This is a genomic window from Nitrospira calida, assembly GCF_976986435.1.
On sequence record NZ_OZ335950.1, the window covers coordinates 2,299,389 to 2,317,576 of the forward strand.

16 protein-coding genes are annotated in these 18,188 nt (G+C 62.9%); all 16 read right to left on the reverse strand.

Going from position 1 to position 18,188, the window contains the following annotated elements:
- Positions 1-57: 57 nt before the first annotated feature.
- Positions 58-1,254, reverse strand: a complete 1,197-nt coding sequence (gene tyrS, locus ACWHTU_RS11215; protein ID WP_447863349.1) for a tyrosine--tRNA ligase — start codon at positions 1,252-1,254, stop codon at positions 58-60.
- A gap of 17 nt (positions 1,255-1,271) precedes the next feature.
- Positions 1,272-1,748, reverse strand: coding sequence for a ComEA family DNA-binding protein (locus tag ACWHTU_RS11220; RefSeq protein ID WP_447859444.1), 477 nt, complete (start codon positions 1,746-1,748; stop codon positions 1,272-1,274).
- 71 nt (positions 1,749-1,819) lie between these two features.
- On the reverse strand, positions 1,820-3,247 hold the full coding sequence (lpdA, locus tag ACWHTU_RS11225; protein ID WP_447859446.1) for a dihydrolipoyl dehydrogenase: 1,428 nt from the start codon (positions 3,245-3,247) through the stop codon (positions 1,820-1,822).
- A 60-nt stretch (positions 3,248-3,307) separates the two neighbouring features.
- Complete coding sequence (gcvH, locus tag ACWHTU_RS11230) at positions 3,308-3,706, reverse strand: glycine cleavage system protein GcvH (protein ID WP_447859447.1); 399 nt, start codon at positions 3,704-3,706, stop codon at positions 3,308-3,310.
- 92 nt (positions 3,707-3,798) lie between these two features.
- Complete coding sequence (locus ACWHTU_RS11235) at positions 3,799-5,265, reverse strand: tetratricopeptide repeat protein (RefSeq protein WP_447859448.1); 1,467 nt, start codon at positions 5,263-5,265, stop codon at positions 3,799-3,801.
- A gap of 56 nt (positions 5,266-5,321) precedes the next feature.
- A complete protein-coding gene (ndk, locus tag ACWHTU_RS11240) occupies positions 5,322-5,744 on the reverse strand; it encodes a nucleoside-diphosphate kinase (RefSeq protein WP_447859450.1) in 423 nt (140 codons plus the stop codon).
- A gap of 120 nt (positions 5,745-5,864) precedes the next feature.
- A complete protein-coding gene (locus ACWHTU_RS11245; RefSeq protein WP_447859451.1) occupies positions 5,865-7,256 on the reverse strand; it encodes an OmpP1/FadL family transporter in 1,392 nt (463 codons plus the stop codon).
- A 128-nt stretch (positions 7,257-7,384) separates the two neighbouring features.
- Positions 7,385-8,416 carry an S-methyl-5-thioribose-1-phosphate isomerase gene (gene mtnA, locus ACWHTU_RS11250; protein ID WP_447859452.1) on the reverse strand — a complete coding sequence of 344 codons (1,032 nt, stop codon included), beginning with the start codon at positions 8,414-8,416 and terminating at the stop codon, positions 7,385-7,387.
- A gap of 114 nt (positions 8,417-8,530) precedes the next feature.
- Positions 8,531-9,697 carry a glycosyltransferase family 4 protein gene (locus ACWHTU_RS11255; RefSeq protein ID WP_447859453.1) on the reverse strand — a complete coding sequence of 389 codons (1,167 nt, stop codon included), beginning with the start codon at positions 9,695-9,697 and terminating at the stop codon, positions 8,531-8,533.
- Entirely contained in the window at positions 9,694-10,773 is a 1,080-nt protein-coding gene (locus tag ACWHTU_RS11260) for a DegT/DnrJ/EryC1/StrS family aminotransferase (RefSeq protein WP_447859454.1), read from the reverse strand. Before ACWHTU_RS11260 ends, ACWHTU_RS11255 begins: the two co-directional genes overlap by 4 nt.
- A complete protein-coding gene (locus ACWHTU_RS11265) occupies positions 10,770-11,432 on the reverse strand; it encodes a PIG-L deacetylase family protein (protein ID WP_447859455.1) in 663 nt (220 codons plus the stop codon). Before ACWHTU_RS11265 ends, ACWHTU_RS11260 begins: the two co-directional genes overlap by 4 nt.
- Positions 11,429-12,166: a WbqC family protein gene (locus ACWHTU_RS11270; RefSeq protein ID WP_447859456.1), complete on the reverse strand. Its 738-nt coding sequence runs from the start codon at positions 12,164-12,166 to the stop codon at positions 11,429-11,431. Before ACWHTU_RS11270 ends, ACWHTU_RS11265 begins: the two co-directional genes overlap by 4 nt.
- A gap of 96 nt (positions 12,167-12,262) precedes the next feature.
- Entirely contained in the window at positions 12,263-13,792 is a 1,530-nt protein-coding gene (locus ACWHTU_RS11275; protein WP_447859458.1) for a hypothetical protein, read from the reverse strand.
- 8 nt (positions 13,793-13,800) lie between these two features.
- On the reverse strand, positions 13,801-14,994 hold the full coding sequence (locus ACWHTU_RS11280; RefSeq protein ID WP_447859459.1) for a glycosyltransferase family 4 protein: 1,194 nt from the start codon (positions 14,992-14,994) through the stop codon (positions 13,801-13,803).
- A 9-nt stretch (positions 14,995-15,003) separates the two neighbouring features.
- Positions 15,004-16,236: a glycosyltransferase family 4 protein gene (locus ACWHTU_RS11285; RefSeq protein WP_447859460.1), complete on the reverse strand. Its 1,233-nt coding sequence runs from the start codon at positions 16,234-16,236 to the stop codon at positions 15,004-15,006.
- 44 nt (positions 16,237-16,280) lie between these two features.
- Complete coding sequence (gene asnB, locus ACWHTU_RS11290; RefSeq protein ID WP_447859461.1) at positions 16,281-18,185, reverse strand: asparagine synthase (glutamine-hydrolyzing); 1,905 nt, start codon at positions 18,183-18,185, stop codon at positions 16,281-16,283.
- Between the last annotated feature and the right edge of the window lie 3 nt (positions 18,186-18,188).

Here is an 18,188-nt window from a genome sequence, read left to right on the forward strand (position 1 = left end):
AACGGAGGAGAGTGGCGGGGTACGCGGCAAGGATCGATCAATTGACCGAGCGCCTTCTTACGGTCTGTATTCCGCGATCGCGAATTTTCTTCGGCCCACGCGGAGCCGGTACTGATGCCCGGGCTCGAGCGCGAGCGTCGCGTTGGGATCAGTCTGCTTTTGCTCATCCACTTCGAGCCCACCTTGCACCACCAACCGGCGCGCTTCGCTCTTGCTGGGAACCAAACCCGTTCTGACGACCAACTCGACAATGCCGATGGCCGGCACGGCGGTATTCTTCACATCGGCCTTCGTCAGCACCACCCGCACGTCCGGCTCAGCCGGAAATTCCCGTTCCCGAAACTTCCGCTGAAAGGCCTCCCTCGCCCGCCGGCTGGCCTCCTCACCGTGATACCGGGCGACGAGCTGTTCGGCCAGCGCCTGTTTGGCGTCCATCGGGTGCAGGGACTTCACCCGTACCAAGTCTTCCGTCGTCAGCAGCTCATAGTAACGCAACATCAGCGCATCGCTGATTGACATCACCTTCCCGAACATGTCCTCCGGCTTGTCTTCTAGCGCAATATAGTTCCCCAGGCTCTTGCTCATCTTCCGCACGCCGTCGATTCCCTCGAGCAACGGCATCGTCAAGACCACCTGCGGCTCCTGAGCGAAATCACGCTGCAGATCGCGGCCGACCAGCAAATTGAATTTCTGATCGGTGCCGCCCAACTCTACGTCCGCCTTCAAGGCGACCGAGTCGTAGCCCTGAATCAACGGGTAGAGGAACTCGTGAATGCTGATCGGCTTCTGCTCTTGATAGCGCTTGTGAAAATCCTCCCGCTCCAGCATCCGGGCGACCTTGTAGTGCGCGGCCAGTTGGATAAGCCCCTCCGCCGTCATCGCGCTCATCCATCGGCTGTTGAACTCCACCACCGTCTTATTTGGATCGAGGATCTTGAAGATCTGACGCTGGTACGTCTTGGCGTTTTCCAGCACTTGCTCTTTCGTCAGGGCCGCCCGCGTCTCGGACACCCCAGTTGGATCGCCGATCATGCCGGTGAAATCGCCGATCAGAAAAATCACCTCGTGTCCCAGGTCCTGGAAGTGTTTGAGCTTATGAATCAGGACCGTATGCCCCAGATGCAGATCGGGAGCGGTCGGATCGAATCCCGCCTTAACCCGCAGCGGGCGCTTCTCCTGGATCGAGCGGGTGAGCTTCGCTTCCAGTTCGCTTGGCTGAATGACCTCCACCGCTCCACGGAGAATCAAGTCCATTTGACGCGAGAGCTCGCTCACAGCTTTCCTTTTCCCGATGTAGGTCGAACCGCCGCGTTGACCATGATCAACGGGCGCAGCCGCTCCAGCTTTTTCTCCCCGATCCCTTTTACTTCAAGCAATTCTTCAACGGTTGAGAAGGAACCCTTTGATCTTCTTGCCTCGACCACTCTCCGGGCCAGGACCTCTCCGATCCCGGGCAAGCGCTGCAAATCCTCGACGGTGGCATGGTTGAGGTCGAGCCGTACGTTCGACTTGGCAACGGGCAAGCCAGATGGACTCTTGGGCGTGTCGACCGGAGGCGGACCGGGTAATGGGACGACACGGGCACCAGGCGCATCCCGTATCTCGTGACGGTCAACCGGCTCGACCGGTTGGTCGGCAACCACCCGCGGCGCGTCTTCCCTCGATTCGGGCACTGGCCAACCGATCCATACGACCAGCGCCGCTGTGACCGCCAGCATCGCCAGCTTGAGGAGCAGGGAACGGATCATGGACGTGTGGTTGTCAGTCGTCAGTGCCCTCTCCCGAACGCTCCCTTTCTTGAAAAGGATTGGGCCGAGCGTCACATTCGCTTTCTCGCCACATGAATCGCCAGCCCGTCGACATCTTCCATCGCTTCCATCATACCTTCCGACAAGGTCGGATGGACATGGATCATCTCTGCCACCTGGACGGCCGTTGCCTTCAGGTGCATCGCCAGCGCCGCTTCATGCACCAGATCGGCCGCATGCGCGCCAACGATGTGGACGCCCAGAATGCTGCCATCCTTGGCGTCGGCAATCACCTTGAACATGCCCGTGATCTCGCCCGTGCCCTGCGCTTTCCCCAATCCGGCATAGCGGAATCGACCGACCTTGACCGACGTCTCGGCCTCGCGCCCCTGTTCCCGCGCCTGCTCCCTGGCCTGCTGTTCGGTCAACCCGACGCGCCCGATCTCCGGCAGCGTGAAGATCCCGGCCGGAATCACGCGATAGTCGAGAGCCCGCCTGTGCCCGAGAATATTTTCCACCGCCACCTTGCCTTGGGCCGACGCCACGTGGGCGAGCATCGCCTTGCCGACCACATCCCCGATGGCGTAGATTCCCGGCACGTTGGTTTCCATCCGTTCATTGACCAGAATCTCGCCGCGAGTCCCCAGCTCGATGCCGAGCTTCTCCAATCCAATGCCTTTGGAGTTGAATCCCCGTCCGACGGACACCAACACCTGGTCGACGGCGATCTCGGCCCCGTCTTTGAAGACCACCTTGACCGACCCGGCCTGGCGCTCCACCTTCTCGACCGTCGTGCCCGTACGGATGTCCACGCCGCGTTTCTTCAACTCGCGGTCCATGATGGACGCCACCTCTTCGTCTTCCAGCGGCAGGATGCGCGGCATCACTTCCACCATCGTGACCTGCGTGCCCATACCGCTGAACAACGACGCAAACTCGCAGCCCTCGACACCCGCGCCGATAATGAGCAGACGACCGGGAATCGCTTCCAAGTCCAGCGCCTGCTTGCTCGTGATGATCTGCTGGCCGTCGATCGGAAAGAGCGGCACACTCGGCCATGACGACCCGGTGGCGACGATGATCGCGTCCGCCTCCACCCGCCGCTCGGACCCCTCTCGCCCGGCGACTCGAACCGTCCGCTCATCGAGCAGTTCGCCTGTGCCATCGAGATGCTCGATGCCCCAGGTCTTGAACAGCGTGGCAATGCCTTTCACCAGGGTAGACACCACCTTGTTCTTGCGGGCCACCATTTTAGCCAGGTCGTAGCGGACCGGCCCCTGGAGCACCAGCCCCAATTCATCGGCCTTTTTCACTTTGTCGCCCAACTCGATAACGGAGAGCAGCGCCTTGCTGGGAATGCACCCCCAGTTCAGACACACCCCGCCCAACGCTTGATTTTCCACGACGGTCACACGGGCGCCCAGTTGGGCGGCGCGGATGGCCGCGACATAGCCGCCTGGTCCGGCCCCGACGATGGCGATGTGCTTCTGTGTTGGCATAGCGCGTAGCAAATAGCGAGCAGCTAATAGCTCGGAGGTAGGGCGACTCTTCGCTGCCCGTTACTCGCTAGTCGCGTTCTTTTGCGAGGCGAGAAAGGCTTCATATTGAGCGGCGGTCATCAGCTTGTCCACTTCAGCCGGGTCCGACAAGTCGATCACCGCCAACCAACCCTTGCCGTAGGGATCGGCATTGACGATCTCGGGATGATCCTTCAGATCGGTGTTAACTTTGACGATCGTCCCGCTCACGGGCGTATAGATGGTTGACGTGGTCTTGGTGGACTCGACCTCACCGATTTGTTGACCGGCCTTGACGGTCGTCCCAACTTTGGGCAGATCGATAAAGACGATGTCCCCCAACGCATCCTGCGCAAAGTGGCTGATCCCTATCGTGCCCTGCGCGCCGTTGAGGCGAATCCATTCATGTTCCTGATGATAGCGAAGATCGGTCGGGATCATGGGGTTCCTCTGAAGGAAGGTTAGGACAACGATTCGCTGAACCTCAACGTGTTCACGAGTCGCGTGATCGTAAGTGCTGCGGCGGTGCCTTGTCAAGGAACGGCGGCGGCCGGTTCCACCCGGTACAAAAGATTGATTTCGCCCGGCAACCACGCACGAGAGGGAGGACTGGGAACACCTTCCCCCAACGCCCGTGCGTCCCGGACCTGGACGACGTTCGTAATCCAGAGACGGCGTGGGTCGAACGCCCGCTCGTTCAGCCACTGCAGGAAGGCATTTAGACCGTTCGTCGCGGGCTCGCCGGATCCGCTAGGCGATGCCTCGCCCATCGAAGCGACAGGCCTCGCCAAAACCAGGTCGAAGCCGCGCTGGGTCAGACTCACCAGATCCTCTCCGTAGTCGACGAGCGCCCGAAGCGGGTCGACGGCCGCCTCCGGATGGACCTCCAGCGCCACCACCATGTGTGGACGCTTCCGTCGCATCGCCTCTCTCATCCGTTCGACCAAGCGCAGGCGCTCTTGAGATTTCCAACCGACCCACCGCCAAAACTCCGGCGGCATCGCCTCCAGGCTCCGGCCGGCGACGGAACAAAGGTGGGCCGGCTCGGCCGTAGTCCCGAAGGCGCCGGCGAAGCGGGTGCGCGCCGCCTCCCCGCACTCGGCGAAAAAGTCTTTCTCTTCGCCGAAACGGACCAGCACGCCTTCGATTCCGGTTCGTGCGAGATCGGCCGCCAATCCGACCAATTGTTCCTGAACGGCCGGATTGAGCAGATCGATGGTCGCCGATGGACGCATCCGCCGTTCCTCCGGATCATACACGGCGTTGAGCCAATCGGAGGAAGAATCCACCCACGGCAAACGCTGAAGGGAAACCGCAGCAAAGATCGCCAGGCCCGCCCGTTTGGCCATCGGCAGCACCAGACCGAAGACATCGCGATGGACGGGCGCCAATCCCGTGTCGAAGTACACGCCCGGCGGCATGGTCCCGTCGCTTGTCACCGCCTCCAAGACCACGGTCGTCACACCGGCGCGAACAAGTCTCTGCATCCACGATTCCAAATCGGCAAGCGGCGGAAGCCGGGCTGGAGACAGCATCAACGCGGTGCGCGCGGCCGCGGCGCCCCCCAGACGGTCACCGGCCCGGCGCAATTCTTCCAGGCGTCGCATCGCCCGCACCTCGTAACTGTCCTCGCGCACGCCAGTTGCGCTGGCTGCCAGGGTGCGGTAGTGCACGAGCGCCGCGCGTAGATCGCCGAGCTGCTCGTACGAACGAGCCAACCACCAGCGCGCTTCCGCCAAGTGCGGCGATTCAGGATAGGCTGAGAGAAACCGCTCCAACAGACGAACGGCGGCGGCATACCGGCCCTGGGCATGGTCCGCCCGCGCTTCGTTGAGCAGCCGAGTCTGCGCTTCAGCGCTCGGATCAGCGGAGAATGTCGGCGGTCGGGAGGGCAACTCGTAGCGGGCCGCGCAACCGGGTCCCGCGAGCGAGCCCAGCAGCACCCCCGCGAACAACGCAACCAACGCCCTGGAAGGTGTGGAATAGGGTGCGACAGGCACGAACTCCTACGCCCAGCGAAAACAACAACGAACCACGCCGACCGGGAAACGATGTGTCACTCCTCGATCAGGTCCATCTCAGGAAAGAAATAGCCGATCTCGAAGCGTGCGGTCTCGGGTGAATCGGATCCATGCACGGCGTTGGACTCGATATTCGTCCCATGAACCGCCCGGATCGTTCCTTTGTCGGCTTTGGCCGGGTCCGTCGCGCCCATCAAGTCCCGGTGTTTTTTGATCGCGTTGTCGCCCGCCAAGACCAGCACGACCACCGGCCCCGAGGACATGAACGTGCAAAGGCTGTCGAAAAACGGTCGTGTCTTATGGACAGCGTAGAACCCTGCGGCCGTCGCCTTGGACATCCGCAACATGCGCATCGCGATCGGTGTCAGACCAGCTCTCTCGTATCGACCGATGATGTCTCCGATGACGTGCTTTTTCACCGCATCCGGTTTGATGATCGCTAAGGTCCGTTCGCTCATAAGTTTCCGCTTTCCTCCGCCGTGATCGGAATGAGTCGCTTCAAATCGGGCGGCATTATAGAGAAGCCCGGACGGAGCTTGCAAGGTGATGCCGTGGAAATTTTCGGTTGAAGCCGGCGATCAGAAATTCAGACGAAAGTTGATCGCGCCGATGTGAAAGAGGGTTCTGTAGAGGCCATCCATGACACCGGGCGTCGCAAAAGGGCTCACAGCACCGCTGACCGTCCGGGGCTCATAGAGGATGGCTTGGTAGGCCACGTCGAGCCCAATCGCTTTGGGAAAGAAAGACCTCTCTGCGCTGTCATCGCAGGGGACCGCGCCGAGGAATCGCCCGCCTCCCATGCAGAGAAACCCGGCTCCGATTGAGAGACCATGGCTATCGGCGTCGGCCGGAAAGCTCGGGTTGAACGACCGATCAGGTACCGGCGTCTGCTGAAACACATAGCCGGCGCGAAGACTCGTTTCCCAGTCAGGCAACATGGCTGGCCGTAACCACTTGTATTCCGTCCCGATCATCACCATGAAGGTGTCGCGCCAGTTCTGAGGAAACAAGACGGTCGTGCCGTCGGACCGCTGCACATCCAGGTTGCGGAAAGACTGCCACCCCGTGTAGTCCACATCCAACTCCAGCTTCCACTCGTGGGTTCGATTGCGAACCGGCCACAGGGCGATTCCTCCGGTGAGCACCTGTGGCAAGACGACGGTGATGCTGGTGCTTTGCAATACCGCGCCGTTGCCGAGCAGTGATCCCTGGAGATGAAGAGTGGCCTGGCTGCGATAGACCAGACCGACCGCGGCAACGGGTTTTCCGTCGACGTTGCGCAGCGGGGTGTAGAGCAGGCTTGCGTTGAATCCTGCGGCTGTGTCCTTCCCACTGATCTCCATCCTGGTTCCGGCCGGAGGCAGCCCCGGTCCACCGGAAGAAGTAAACTGGACTTCGGCCTGCGATTCGCCCCAGAAGGGTAAGAACGTGTAGATATCCACCCCGATTCCTATGGAAAGCTGATCGGACATTTTATAGGCGACGGTCGGCTTAATGTCGGTGAGTTCCAGGGATGTGCGGGTCACAGCGGTGGCAAACGGTGCCTCGTCGGGATACTTGTACTTGATGCCGAAGGGCGAGAGAACGGCGAGACCGAGTGGAAGATTGCCGAGCCCGCGAACGCCGAGGTCTTTCAGATTGGTCGTCAGATAAAAATTGACGGGCGGCGGCAGCGCGACGGCGCCGCCGAAGTTGCCGCTGGTGGTCGCACCGGCCGGATTCGTGAACGTGGTGCGGCCTCCCACCAACAGGCCGCCGGTAGACAGTTGGACGCCTGGCAATTGGGTCATCCCAGCCGGGTTGTAAAACACGGCGGAAGGATCGTCGGCCTGGGCGACGAACGCGTTGCCCTGGGCGATCGCGGAAGCACTCTGGTCAAGAACACGGAAGGCAGCGGCGTGAAGCAGACTAGTGGGGAGCAGCGCGCACAGAACGCAACCAACGGCCAGGATCCGCGCGGCGACCGACAAGCGCCCTCCATCCAGGCGAGGCACTCATGACCGCACCCCGCAACGGCAGCGCTATTTGTAGGCTGTCACCTGGAAGATTGCAAAGGGGGCGCGGCTTCCGGGCGTGGCCGACAGACAAGCGCGGATCGTCAAGCTCCAAACTGCACGGCTAGCTCGCCTGGCTTGAACACGCCGCGTTCGGTGATGATCGCGGTGACGTACTCGGCCGGCGTCACATCGAACGCGGGATTGAGCACCTCCACGCCAGCCGGGGCGATGAGAGGACTTCCATGAAACGAGAGGACTTCTTGCGGGTCGCGTTGCTCGATCGGGATCTGGTCACCGGACTTGGTGGCGAGATCAATGGTGGAATACGGCGCCGCAACATAGAACGGGATGCCGTGCGCTTTGGCGAGCACCGCCACGGAGTACGTGCCGATCTTGTTGGCGACGTCGCCGTTGGCCGCGATTCGGTCGGCTCCGACCACACAGAGATGAATCCGGCCCTGCCGCATCAGCGCGCCGGCCATATTATCGGTGATCAGCGTCACGGGGATCTTGTCCTGCATCAACTCCCAGGCCGTGAGTCGCGCACCCTGGAGCACCGGCCTGGTCTCATCGGCGATTACGCGGATCTTCTTTCCCTGTTCCCACGCCGCCCGGATCACGCCCAGCGCCGTCCCGTAGCCGGCCGTCGCCAGCGCGCCGGCGTTGCAATGAGTCAGAATCGTCTGGCCGTCCTCGATCAATGCGGCACCATGACGCCCCATGGCCTTGCACAGCGCCACGTCTTCGTCGAAGATCCGCTGTGCCTCTTCGATCAGTGCGCGTTTGATCTCCGTCAACGGCCGGTTTCGCAGCTCGGCTAGCTTCCGTTTCATCCGTTCGATGGCCCAAAACAGATTCACCGCAGTGGGCCTGGTCGCCGCAAGGTGGTCGCCGATCGCCGACACGGCCTTCGCGAACTCATCATAGCCGGCAACCGAAACCGATTGGGCGCCCAATGCGACTCCCATTGCCGCGGCCACGCCGATAGCCGGCGCACCCCTGACCTTCAGGCCTTTGATGGCCTCGGCTATCACCCGATAGTCGCGGCACTCCAGAAACTCGACGGACCCCGGCAGCCGGCTCTGATCCAGCAACCGCACCGCGCCGTCTTTCCATTCGACCGTGGGAACCATGCGCACTCCCAAAACTCGTCGATTTCGCCGTCCGTTCTCAACCCTGACGACTCAGAGCCGACGGCCGATCGCTAACTGCTCCTCGCTGAGAACTGACGGCTGCTCGCTTCCGGCTCACGAACGCCGGCCGGAAAGTTCCAAGATGGTAATCATGATGACGATCAGGCAGGCTTGGGTCAAGAGGATGACGGCCTCGATGGTGCCCGAATAGCGCAGAGCCAGCGCGGCCAGGCCGAGACAGACGGTCAGCGCAAAGATCATCGCGACGCTGGCTTTCCGGCTCCCGAGCGCCCGTTCCAAGCGGTGATGCAAATGGTCCTTCCCGGCATATTCCAGCCACTCGCGCACCGACTTGACTTTTCCGGTGGCGACGCGCTCGACGGTGATGTGAATCATGTCGTAGATCAGCACGCCGAAGATCAACAATGGGTTGCTGAAGGACACGATGGGATTGTTGTCCGCCCAGTTCCCCTTCACGGCCAGACAGGCCAGCGTGAACCCCAGGAACGTGGACCCTCCGTCGCCGAGGAAAATCACGGCCGGCTTCTTCATCCGGAAATTATACGGGAAGAATCCCAAGCCCGCGCCGATGATCGCGATCGCCAACCATCCGAGGCCTGGCTGGTCCGTCTCAAACGCCACCATGCCCATGAATCCCGCCATAAGGACGGCCAGTCCCGCCGCCAACCCGTCCATGCCGTCGAAAAAATTGAACGCGTTGGTGATCCCGACGATCCACAACAGGGTCAACGCGACGTTGGCCGCATCCCCGAGTGGGCCCTGGGGGAACAGCGTCAGCGCGTTGCCGCCGGCAATGGCGACCGCAGCAGCCACGAACTGGGCGGCCAATTTTGTTCCGGCCGGGAGTTCGCGGAGATCGTCGAGAAGGCCGACGAACAGCAAGACAGTTCCCGAGACCAGGATTGCTGCCGTCCACTCCGGCAGGATCGAATTCAGCAGCACGGACCCGACGAAGCCGGCGTAGACCGCGACGCCACCGAGTCGAGGCGTCGGCTGAAGATGGATCTTCCGTTCCGACGGCCGATCGATCACGCCCCAGTAGTACCCGAGCTGCACCATCACCGGGGTCAGAGCGGCCGCTCCCAAGAAGGAGACGAGTAGGATATAGAGCCAGCGCAGACCCTGCACGAGGAAGAGGTCGCGTACCCAGGGAGTCAGGAACGCCAGGACGCCCAGCAGGGCGCCGAGCCCTGGCCACGTGAGCCAACGGCCATTCACCCGGCACAGATCGAGCACTGCATGGGTTTCCAGCGTTTTCATGCCAACTCCTCGCCGAGAATCTGGACGACTCTCGTAACCTCGTCATCGGTCATCGAAGGATGGATCGGGATCGAGAGCGCGGTGCGATCCGCCTCCTCACTGGCCGGGAACCCATCCAGGTCGAGGTATCGATGCAGCGGCCGGAACACCGGCCGCCGACACTGAAGGCCGCGCGCATTCAGCCGCATGATCTGCGCGGCCAGGGAATCCGGCCCCTTCAACAATCGGGGGAGGCGAACCACAAACCGATAGTAGACATGGGTCCGACCGGCCGGGACCGCGGGCAACACTAGTGGCATCTGCGCCAGCGCCGCCCGATAGCGGGCCGCGATCTCCGCGCGCCGCCGCAAGAACATCGCCAGCCGATTCACTTGACACAGACCAATTGCGGCCTGCAGATCGGTCAGTTTGCGGTTGGACGACGAGGGATTCAACGTGGGCCCGTCGTCATACTGGCGGAGCGACCGCACGTGTTCCAGCAACGCGCCATCGTTCGACACTACCATCCCGCCTTCGCCCGTACACAGCAATTTCGTCGCGTAGAACGAGCAGATCGCCGCAACTCCGACCGTGGCGACCGGCCGACCGGATTCGAGCGCGCCCAGCGTCTGCGCACAATCCTCGATCAACGGGATCCCGAGCGCCTGTAACCGTGTCAGATCCGCCGGCAACCCGAACAGGTGCGGCACGATGATCGCCCGGGTTCTCGCGGTCACCGCCCGTGCCGCCGCTTCCGGATCGAGATTGAACGTGTCCAGATCGATGTCCACCAACCGCGGCAGCGCGCCGATCCGCTGCACGGCCAGCCAGACGGCGGCGCAGACATAGCTCGGAATGATCACCTCATCGCCGGGGGCGACCCCGACGGCCGTCAGCGCCAGTTCCAACGCGACCGTCCCCGAGCTGACAGCCACGCCGCCTCGTACCCCCAGCCACGCCGCGAGACCGGACTCGAACCGTTCGACGCAGGGGCCTTGCGCCAGCTGACCTGTGCGCAGCACCTCGTCGGCCGCCGCCCGTTCTTCTTCGCCCAGAAATGGCCTGGAATGGGGAATGCTTGTCGAGACCACGGTCATGCTTCGATATTGATGAACAACCGGAGCGGCAAAAATCCCTCGGCGTTCCTCACTCGTCCTTGAATGCCTCGGAAGTGGGAGGACGACCGAATGATATCCACGATGCTCAACCCTTCGATGTTGGTTTTCTTCACTTGGGACGCATGCGCCTCGATCGCCGCGATTTTCTCCTCCAGTACCTGGTCAATGTCCACGAAGACCGTCGGAGCGAAATTTTGCGTCGTCGGCCCTTCGTAAAACAGCACATTCTTGGTATAGCGCGTCGCCGTGATCGTGCTGATCGCCAGATGGCGGTGATCCTGATGCGTGTCGTCATGATAGTGGACGAAGATGAAGTGGGGATCCACTTCCCTTACCACTTCTTCGACCTTCTGGATCAGGTCGCGGCCCATGGGCACCTGGGTGTCCGGGTAGCCGCCCCAATAGAGCTTTTCGGCGCGCAGCCGTTTCGCCGCCTCCTCCTGCTCGCGCTTCCTGACCCTGGCCGGCGCTCCCTGCTCGCCCAGCGTCATCACCATCAGAAAAATGCGATGCCCGTTTTGGGCGTATTTGATCAACGCGCCACCGCATCCGGCTTCGATGTCGTCCGGGTGGGCGCCCAGCGCCAAAATACGCATCGGAGGCCTGCCGTTGGCCGTCAGCTTCGCCGCTCGCTTCATCTTAGCTTCCTCTCTGCCACCTGTCGCGCCAGCGGAGAGGCCTCGTCGGACAGGCTTCTGGCCGCCCGCAAGTGTGCGAGCGCCCCGTCTCCGCATGCGAACAGCAAATCGATTGCCGACAGGCTGGGAATGAACGGTTCGTAGCACTGCCGGTAGATCGGATGCCGAAATCGCTGCATCTCCAGCTCGATGCCGGATGCCTCAAAGCGCGCCCGGTCCAGATAGGCGTCGGCGCCGGGCCCGCACAAATACTGTGTGGCGCCGACCGTCCGACAAATGTCGATTAGGCGATCGGTCGGCTCCTCGCGCAGCGACCATTCCGACGCCAATCGAATCGGCGTCGTAATGCCGAAGACCTGCAGGAGCCATCGCACGACCGCGAGGTTGAGATCCACCAGACGTTCCCACGGCTGCCGGTAGAGCGCGCACAGTTCATCCCAGTATCGCTCGCGATATGGCGCCTTCGCGTAATGGATGGCCAGCGCCCGCAGATGCCGATCCCGCCAGCGGCTCGTCTGGTCGATCCGCACCTCTGCCATGCGCTGGCCGAAGCGGTGCCGCACCGGTACCGTGAGCCACTGCCAGCCGTCGGCGGTCCGGATCCGGTTCCGGTTCTGCCATTCGTTCTTTTTAAATTGGACGGTGTCCAACGCCACGAAGACATCGGCTTGGTCGATCTTGTCCAGATACCCTGACCAGGGCAGAAACTGCGGCTGATGAATGGCGACACGCATCTTCGTTCATCTGGTTTATCTGGTTTGTTTGGCCTAGTTGGCTGATCCGGTTCACATTTCACAACCAGACCGACCAGACGAACCAAACATACCGACTCACAGCTTCTCTTTCGGCAGCGGTCCGACGTACACCGGATTGCTCAAAATTTCTCCTTCCCCCACCACTTGGACCCGATAGGCCAGCCAAGTCCCGGCCGGCGCTGTCGCATCGACGAACGCGTACGCGAACGGTGTCCAGCCTTCCATGCGCGCGACGACCTGACCCGATCGAACGATTCTGGCCGTCAGAGGGTGCCTCCCGTGATCGGTCGCCGACACGGACAGGCGCACCACGACGTCTCGCGCTCCTTCGGGATCAAGGATCTCGCCTGGCCCGGCCGTCCGCACGCCGCCTTGAACCTCCACGCGGAAGTCGTCGAGCCGATATCCGAATTCCTTCCGGTACCGCTCTACCGCATACGATCGCCCGCGCCGCAGCGCGTCCAGCACGCCGGCGACGGTCCGCTCGCTAACCCAAAGCACCGTCGCCACCTGATCCAGTTCCTTTCCCGCATGATCCGGCCCGTGGAAGGCGATCTCGCCGACTAGCGCAGGCGGGGTGGTTCGCTGTCCGCTTGCATAGAGATGGATGAGTTGGTCCCACAATCCGCCGGGATCGGTTACCGTACGGGCTTCTTGATAGAGCCCGCCGAAGCCGGCATAACCCTGCGTGAGCATCAAGGCTTCCGGATGGGGATCCGTTTGGATGATCACTTTCCCCAACCAGCCGAACGAAAAGGTACGGAAGTCCCGCGCCTCCGGCATGGACCAGAATATCAGCCCGCCCCGCTCGTTCACCGCATCGATCAAGGCTTGATAGGGCCGATAGCCGAGCCGCGCGTCGTACGCGCTGAAAGCCGGCCGACTGAACGGCCAGGCGTTGACCAGGAGCAGAAGCGCCGCGCCGGTCAGGAGCAACGCCCAGGTCCGGCGGACCGTCCATCCGCAGGCAGGCCGACCGCGGCGGCCTGCGACGGACAAGCGGCCGCGCCACAACCACACAGCGGGGACGAAGAGAACCGCCGGCGCCAGACTGAGCGCCGTCCGCTCGTCGTAGTGATAGGACGCCGGATTGCCGATTGCAGGGAGCGTCGCATACCCCTGGGGATCGGCGAGCCCGATGACGAGAAGATTCTTCTGCGCATCGTGCATCGTCAGATCGCCACGCCATAGCGATCCGGTCCAATAATAATGCGGCGCGACTTCGACGCCGGGGATCAGCAGGACCCTGGGATGGCGGGCCTGGACCGCCGCAATCTCATTCAGATAGCGCGCGAGACCGTACCGGAGCACGGAGGGCAAGCCGACCGTTCGTTTCAGGACACCGTCCACGGGAGAGAGGCCGTATTCGTATTCCAGCGCGAAGTTGTCGGTGAGGATCACCACATCCAGCCCCAGGCGTTCTGCCCGCTCGGCCAAGGCGTCCAGGCTCAACGAGCCGGTGCTCGCCGTGCTGTGCACATGGACTGCTGCCACCAGCGGCGTCAAACCGGCCTTTGCCTCCTCCGCCGCCAAGGCAGCGGAGGTCGTCCCCAGCACCCCCCCGACCAGACCAGCAGCGAGGACCCGCCAGATTGGAGGCCGCATCGTTTCTCTCATCGGATCCCCGCCTCGCTCAGCGCCTGCTCATACACTTGCTCAACGGCGTGCACCATCGCCGCTGCGTCGAACATCCGATCGATCCGCTGACTCGCCGCCTGGCCCATCCGTTTCGCCCAATCCGGCCGGTCGAGCGCTTGGCGGATAGCCTCTGCCAACGCGTCCGCGTCTCCCGCCGGCACCAACAGTCCGGTTCGACCGTGCTCGATCAGTGCCGGCACGCCTCCCGTCCGGCTGGCAATGACCGGCAGCCCCGCTGCCATCGCCTCGACCAGCGCGCGGCCCATCCCTTCGTTCAAAGACGGCAGGACAAACAGATCCATCGCGGATAAACAGACTTCCACGTCGTCCCGTTCCCCCAAGAAATGGACCGAGTCTTTGAGACCCAGCCGGTCCGCCAAAGCCGACAACTCGGTCTGCAACTCGCCGTTCCCGACGAGCACTACATGCAGGTTCGGGAAAAAGGGTTTAAGTCGCGCTGCCGCTTCGATCAGGAAACGATGCCCTTTCACTGGCGTCAACCAGCCGACCGACCCGACCACGAACGAGCCAGGCGGACAGGGAAACCAGTCCGGCCTTTCGCTCCTGGTCTGACCCCCATCTTGAAACCGTTCGAGGTCGATCCCGCTCGGAATGACCACGAACTGATCCTCTCGCCCCACGCCTCGTTCGAGGTGGTCGTCCCGTTCCGCCTCCGTAAGCGCGATCAGCCGCGTCGTCACTCGAGCCAGCAGCCGTTCTACCAGCACGAACACCCAGGACCACAGGGCGTTGAAATGTCCATAGAAGACGTGGCCGTGCGGGGTATGCACAATCGCCGGCACGCCGCTCCACCACGCAGCCAGCCGACCCAAGACGCCCGCTTTGGACGTGTGGGTGTGCACGATGGCGGGCCGTTCCTGTCGAAAGAGTCGCACCAGCGCCCAGAAGGTCAGTAGATCCTTGAGCGGGCTGATCTTGCGGATCAAGGTCGGGATAATGATCCACGGGATGCCCGCTTTGTCCAACAGGCGGCAGTTCTCATCGGTCGCCGCCTGCCCGCCCTGGGCATCCCACCTGCCTGGTCTGCCGGCGACCACCAGCGGTTCATACCGGACGCGGTCGTGCCCTAAGGCGGTCAGCATCGTATTTCGCGCGGATCCTCCGCGATCCAGACGCGTGATCACATGGATGACCGTGTTCGTCGCCACAAAGTTCCCCTATCTCGCACGGCCCGCCGCCGCGCACACATCCCGTAGCATCCGCTCCAACTCCGCCGCGTGCGTGGTCCAGTTGTACGCCCGAACGATCAGCTCCCGCCCCTTGCTGGAGAGCCGCGCCGGCTCGTCGGGGTTCTCGCGGAACCGCTGCAACACGCGCCGAATCGCCGCGGCCAACGCCCGGTCGTCCGTTCCCTCCGCGATCAGCATCGGATCGACACGGCTCAACACCTCGGGCAGGGCGCCAACCGGCGTGCCGAGCACCGGCGTGCCGCAGGCCAACGCCTCGACCGTGACCAGCCCGAAGCCTTCGAGCTGCCAGGTGGGCATCACGACCAAATCCGCGGCCTGATAGTACCGACTCAATTGCTCTTCCGGAACGAACCCGAGCAATCGCACGTGCTCGGCCAAGCGTAGTCGACGGATCAGGGCGTCAAGCGAGGCGCGCAAGGGTCCCTCCCCTCCGATCAGCAGCAAGAGATCGCGCCGTTCTTCGTCCGACAACAAGCTGATGGCCTTGATCAGGTTCTCCAGCCCCATCCTGGGAACCAGGTTCCGAACCGTGAACAGGATCGTTTGGGTCGGCGGTACCTTCAGCTCATGGCGGACGTCAGTCCGATGCTCAGCCGGACGAAAGCGAGACAAATCGGCCGCTCCCGGCAGCATCTTGATCTTGTCGCTCTGTATGCTATGCACGGCCATGACTCGTCGCCGCATGAACTCGCTCATCACGATCACCGCCTGGCAGCGACGCATGACCATCCGCTCGATCCAGAGGCGGGCCTGGGCGTTGGCGGCTTGTCGCAGTCGATCAGCCCAGGATGTCGCGGGCGGGATTCTGGTCAGATATTCTTCGTGCGCCAACGAGAGGCACATGTAGACCCAGCCGCCGGCTTGGCCGAACCGGCCCAGAAGCGGTCCCAATCCCGCAAGCGACTGGTACACCACCGCGACATCCGGCCGGCGGAGCGACGTCATGAGATCGAACGCACGGAGGCCGTTCCGAATCGACGACCAGACGAACGCCGGTTCGTTCCGGCGAGAAACCTCGTAGCGGCGCTCGACCGCGTCCTTGATCCAGACCACGGTCCGCCGATCGCCGACGGGAGCACGGGAGATCAGACTGACCCGATGGCCACGTTCGCCCAGGCTCAACACATGCCCGCGCAGCATCCGCTCCGCACCGCCGATCACGCGTTCCGCCGAGACCTCTGAAAGCAGCAGGATGTTCATCCGCTCAGCAAGAAGTGAGCGCCCCAGCCATCATTTGCTATGTGCTAGGCGGTGCTCGCTTGGTTTTGGCACCACAGTTCGAGCACCAGCAGGGCGAAAAGCTGGTCGGCAAAGTTCCGCCGGCCGGCTTCGTGTTCCCGGATCAGCCAGCGGACATACTCCGGACGCACGTAGCCACGCCGGCGCACGGCCTCGTCCGACAACAGATCGTGGACCATTTCCCGCAGTTCTTCCCTGAGCCACCGGGCCATCGGCACGCGAAAGCCTCGCTTCGCGCCGGACAAAACGGGGCGCGGTAACACGGAGGCAAGCGCCCGCCGCATGAAGCCCTTCGGCCGCCAGCCGGACAAACGCATGGTGGCCGGAACGGCGAGTGCAAAGGCCAGCAGATGGTGATCGCAAAACGGCACACGCAATTCCAATGAATGGGCCATGCTCATCCGGTCCCCCATACGGAGCAGATCGTCCGGCAGATAAGTCTGCAGATCCAATCCCATCGCGCGATCCGCCGGCTCCGGCGACGGCCACCGGTTGAAGAGCGCGCGATAGGCCCGCTCCAGTCCCGCTCCTTCGGCCGCATCACGCAACTCCGGCGCGAAGGCCGACGCTCCCCATTCCGGCGGCAAAAACGTAATCCAGCGCAGATACTGGTCGTCCAGCGGGCGATGACCGTCAACCAGAAACCGTTTGAGACGACCTCTGTCATCCTGCCCGTCCGTTCCCTCCGTGAGCCACGATGCCGCCTGCGCGGCCGCCCAGGACCGCACGGAGACCGGCAGCCGGCCATAGAATGACGCCAAACGAAGGCCCAGATACCGGGGATATCCGCCGAACAGTTCGTCCCCGCCGATCCCCGACAGCACGACCGTCACCGATCGCTTGGCGACTTTCGACACCAAGTAGGTAGGAACGGCTGAGGAGTCGGCGAAGGGTTCTCCCATCGCCGCGACCAGTTGCGGCAGGAGCGACACCGCATCCGGGCGCAGGATCGCTTCCGTGTGCTGGGCGCCAAAATGGGTTGCGAGCAGCCGCGCTGCGTCCAGTTCGTTGTAGGACCGATCGGCGGGCGACTCGTACCCGATGGTGAAGGTGCGGATCGTCCCGTTCGTCGTCTCGCGCATGAAGGTCAAGATGGCGCCGGAATCCAGTCCCCCTGACAGGAACAGCCCCAGTGGGACGTCGCTCACCAAGTGAGCCCGGACCGTGTCGCGCAACAACCCGAGGAAGTAGTCGGCCGCTTCGGCTTCCGACGACCATCGGAATCGCGGCACCGCCTGCGCCGGCTGATAGTACCGTTGAAATTCCACCCGGCTGCCTCGGATCTTGAGCAGTTCTCCCGGCCTGAGCTGATACACACCCTGGAACATCGTTTCCGGACCGGGGACATAGAGGCATGTCAGATAGTCGGCGATCGCCTGCGGCCGGATGGCGCGCTTCGGCACCCCCGCCAGCAACGCAGGGAGTTCCGAGGCGAAGATCACGCCGCCGTGCTCTCCCTGTCCATCCGGCCGGATGGCGTAGTAAAGCGGCTTGATGCCCAAGCGGTCGCGGACCAACCACAGCGTCTCCCGCTCGCGATCCCACAGGGCGTAGGCGAACATCCCGCGCAATCTCGACACCGCCGCCTCTCCCTCTTCTTCGTACAGATGCACGAGAATTTCGGTGTCGCCGTGCGACGCGAAGCGATGACCTTTGCGGACCAACTCTTTCCGTAGTTCGCGGTAGTTGTAAATCTCCCCGTTCAGCACGGCCCGCACTGTGCCGGACTCGTTGGCCACTGGCTGGCGGCTGCCTGCTGGATCGATGACCCGCAGGCGCCGGATGCCCAGGCCGACGCCCTCCTCGCGATAACGCCCCTCTTCGTCCGGTCCTCGATGGATCAACTGGTTCAACATCCGGTCGAGCAAATCCGGCGTGCCGTCGCCGGTATATCCGCAGATCCCGCACATTGC

Bases quoted from the DNA above. Each gene is read 5' to 3' on its own strand.
- tyrS (WP_447863349.1), bottom strand. From the start codon at position 1,254: ATGGACTTGATTCTCCGTGGAGCGGTGGAGGTCATTCAGCCAAGCGAA.
- ACWHTU_RS11220 (WP_447859444.1), bottom strand. From the start codon at position 1,748: ATGATCCGTTCCCTGCTCCTCAAGCTGGCGATGCTGGCGGTCACAGCG.
- lpdA (WP_447859446.1), bottom strand. From the start codon at position 3,247: ATGCCAACACAGAAGCACATCGCCATCGTCGGGGCCGGACCAGGCGGC.
- gcvH (WP_447859447.1), bottom strand. From the start codon at position 3,706: ATGATCCCGACCGATCTTCGCTATCATCAGGAACATGAATGGATTCGC.
- ndk (WP_447859450.1), bottom strand. From the start codon at position 5,744: ATGAGCGAACGGACCTTAGCGATCATCAAACCGGATGCGGTGAAAAAG.
- mtnA (WP_447859452.1), bottom strand. From the start codon at position 8,416: ATGGTTCCCACGGTCGAATGGAAAGACGGCGCGGTGCGGTTGCTGGAT.
- ACWHTU_RS11255 (WP_447859453.1), bottom strand. From the start codon at position 9,697: ATGAAAACGCTGGAAACCCATGCAGTGCTCGATCTGTGCCGGGTGAAT.
- ACWHTU_RS11260 (WP_447859454.1), bottom strand. From the start codon at position 10,773: ATGACCGTGGTCTCGACAAGCATTCCCCATTCCAGGCCATTTCTGGGC.
- ACWHTU_RS11265 (WP_447859455.1), bottom strand. From the start codon at position 11,432: ATGAAGCGAGCGGCGAAGCTGACGGCCAACGGCAGGCCTCCGATGCGT.
- ACWHTU_RS11270 (WP_447859456.1), bottom strand. From the start codon at position 12,166: ATGCGTGTCGCCATTCATCAGCCGCAGTTTCTGCCCTGGTCAGGGTAT.
- ACWHTU_RS11275 (WP_447859458.1), bottom strand. From the start codon at position 13,792: ATGCGGCCTCCAATCTGGCGGGTCCTCGCTGCTGGTCTGGTCGGGGGG.
- ACWHTU_RS11285 (WP_447859460.1), bottom strand. From the start codon at position 16,236: ATGAACATCCTGCTGCTTTCAGAGGTCTCGGCGGAACGCGTGATCGGC.
- asnB (WP_447859461.1), bottom strand. From the start codon at position 18,185: ATGTGCGGGATCTGCGGATATACCGGCGACGGCACGCCGGATTTGCTC.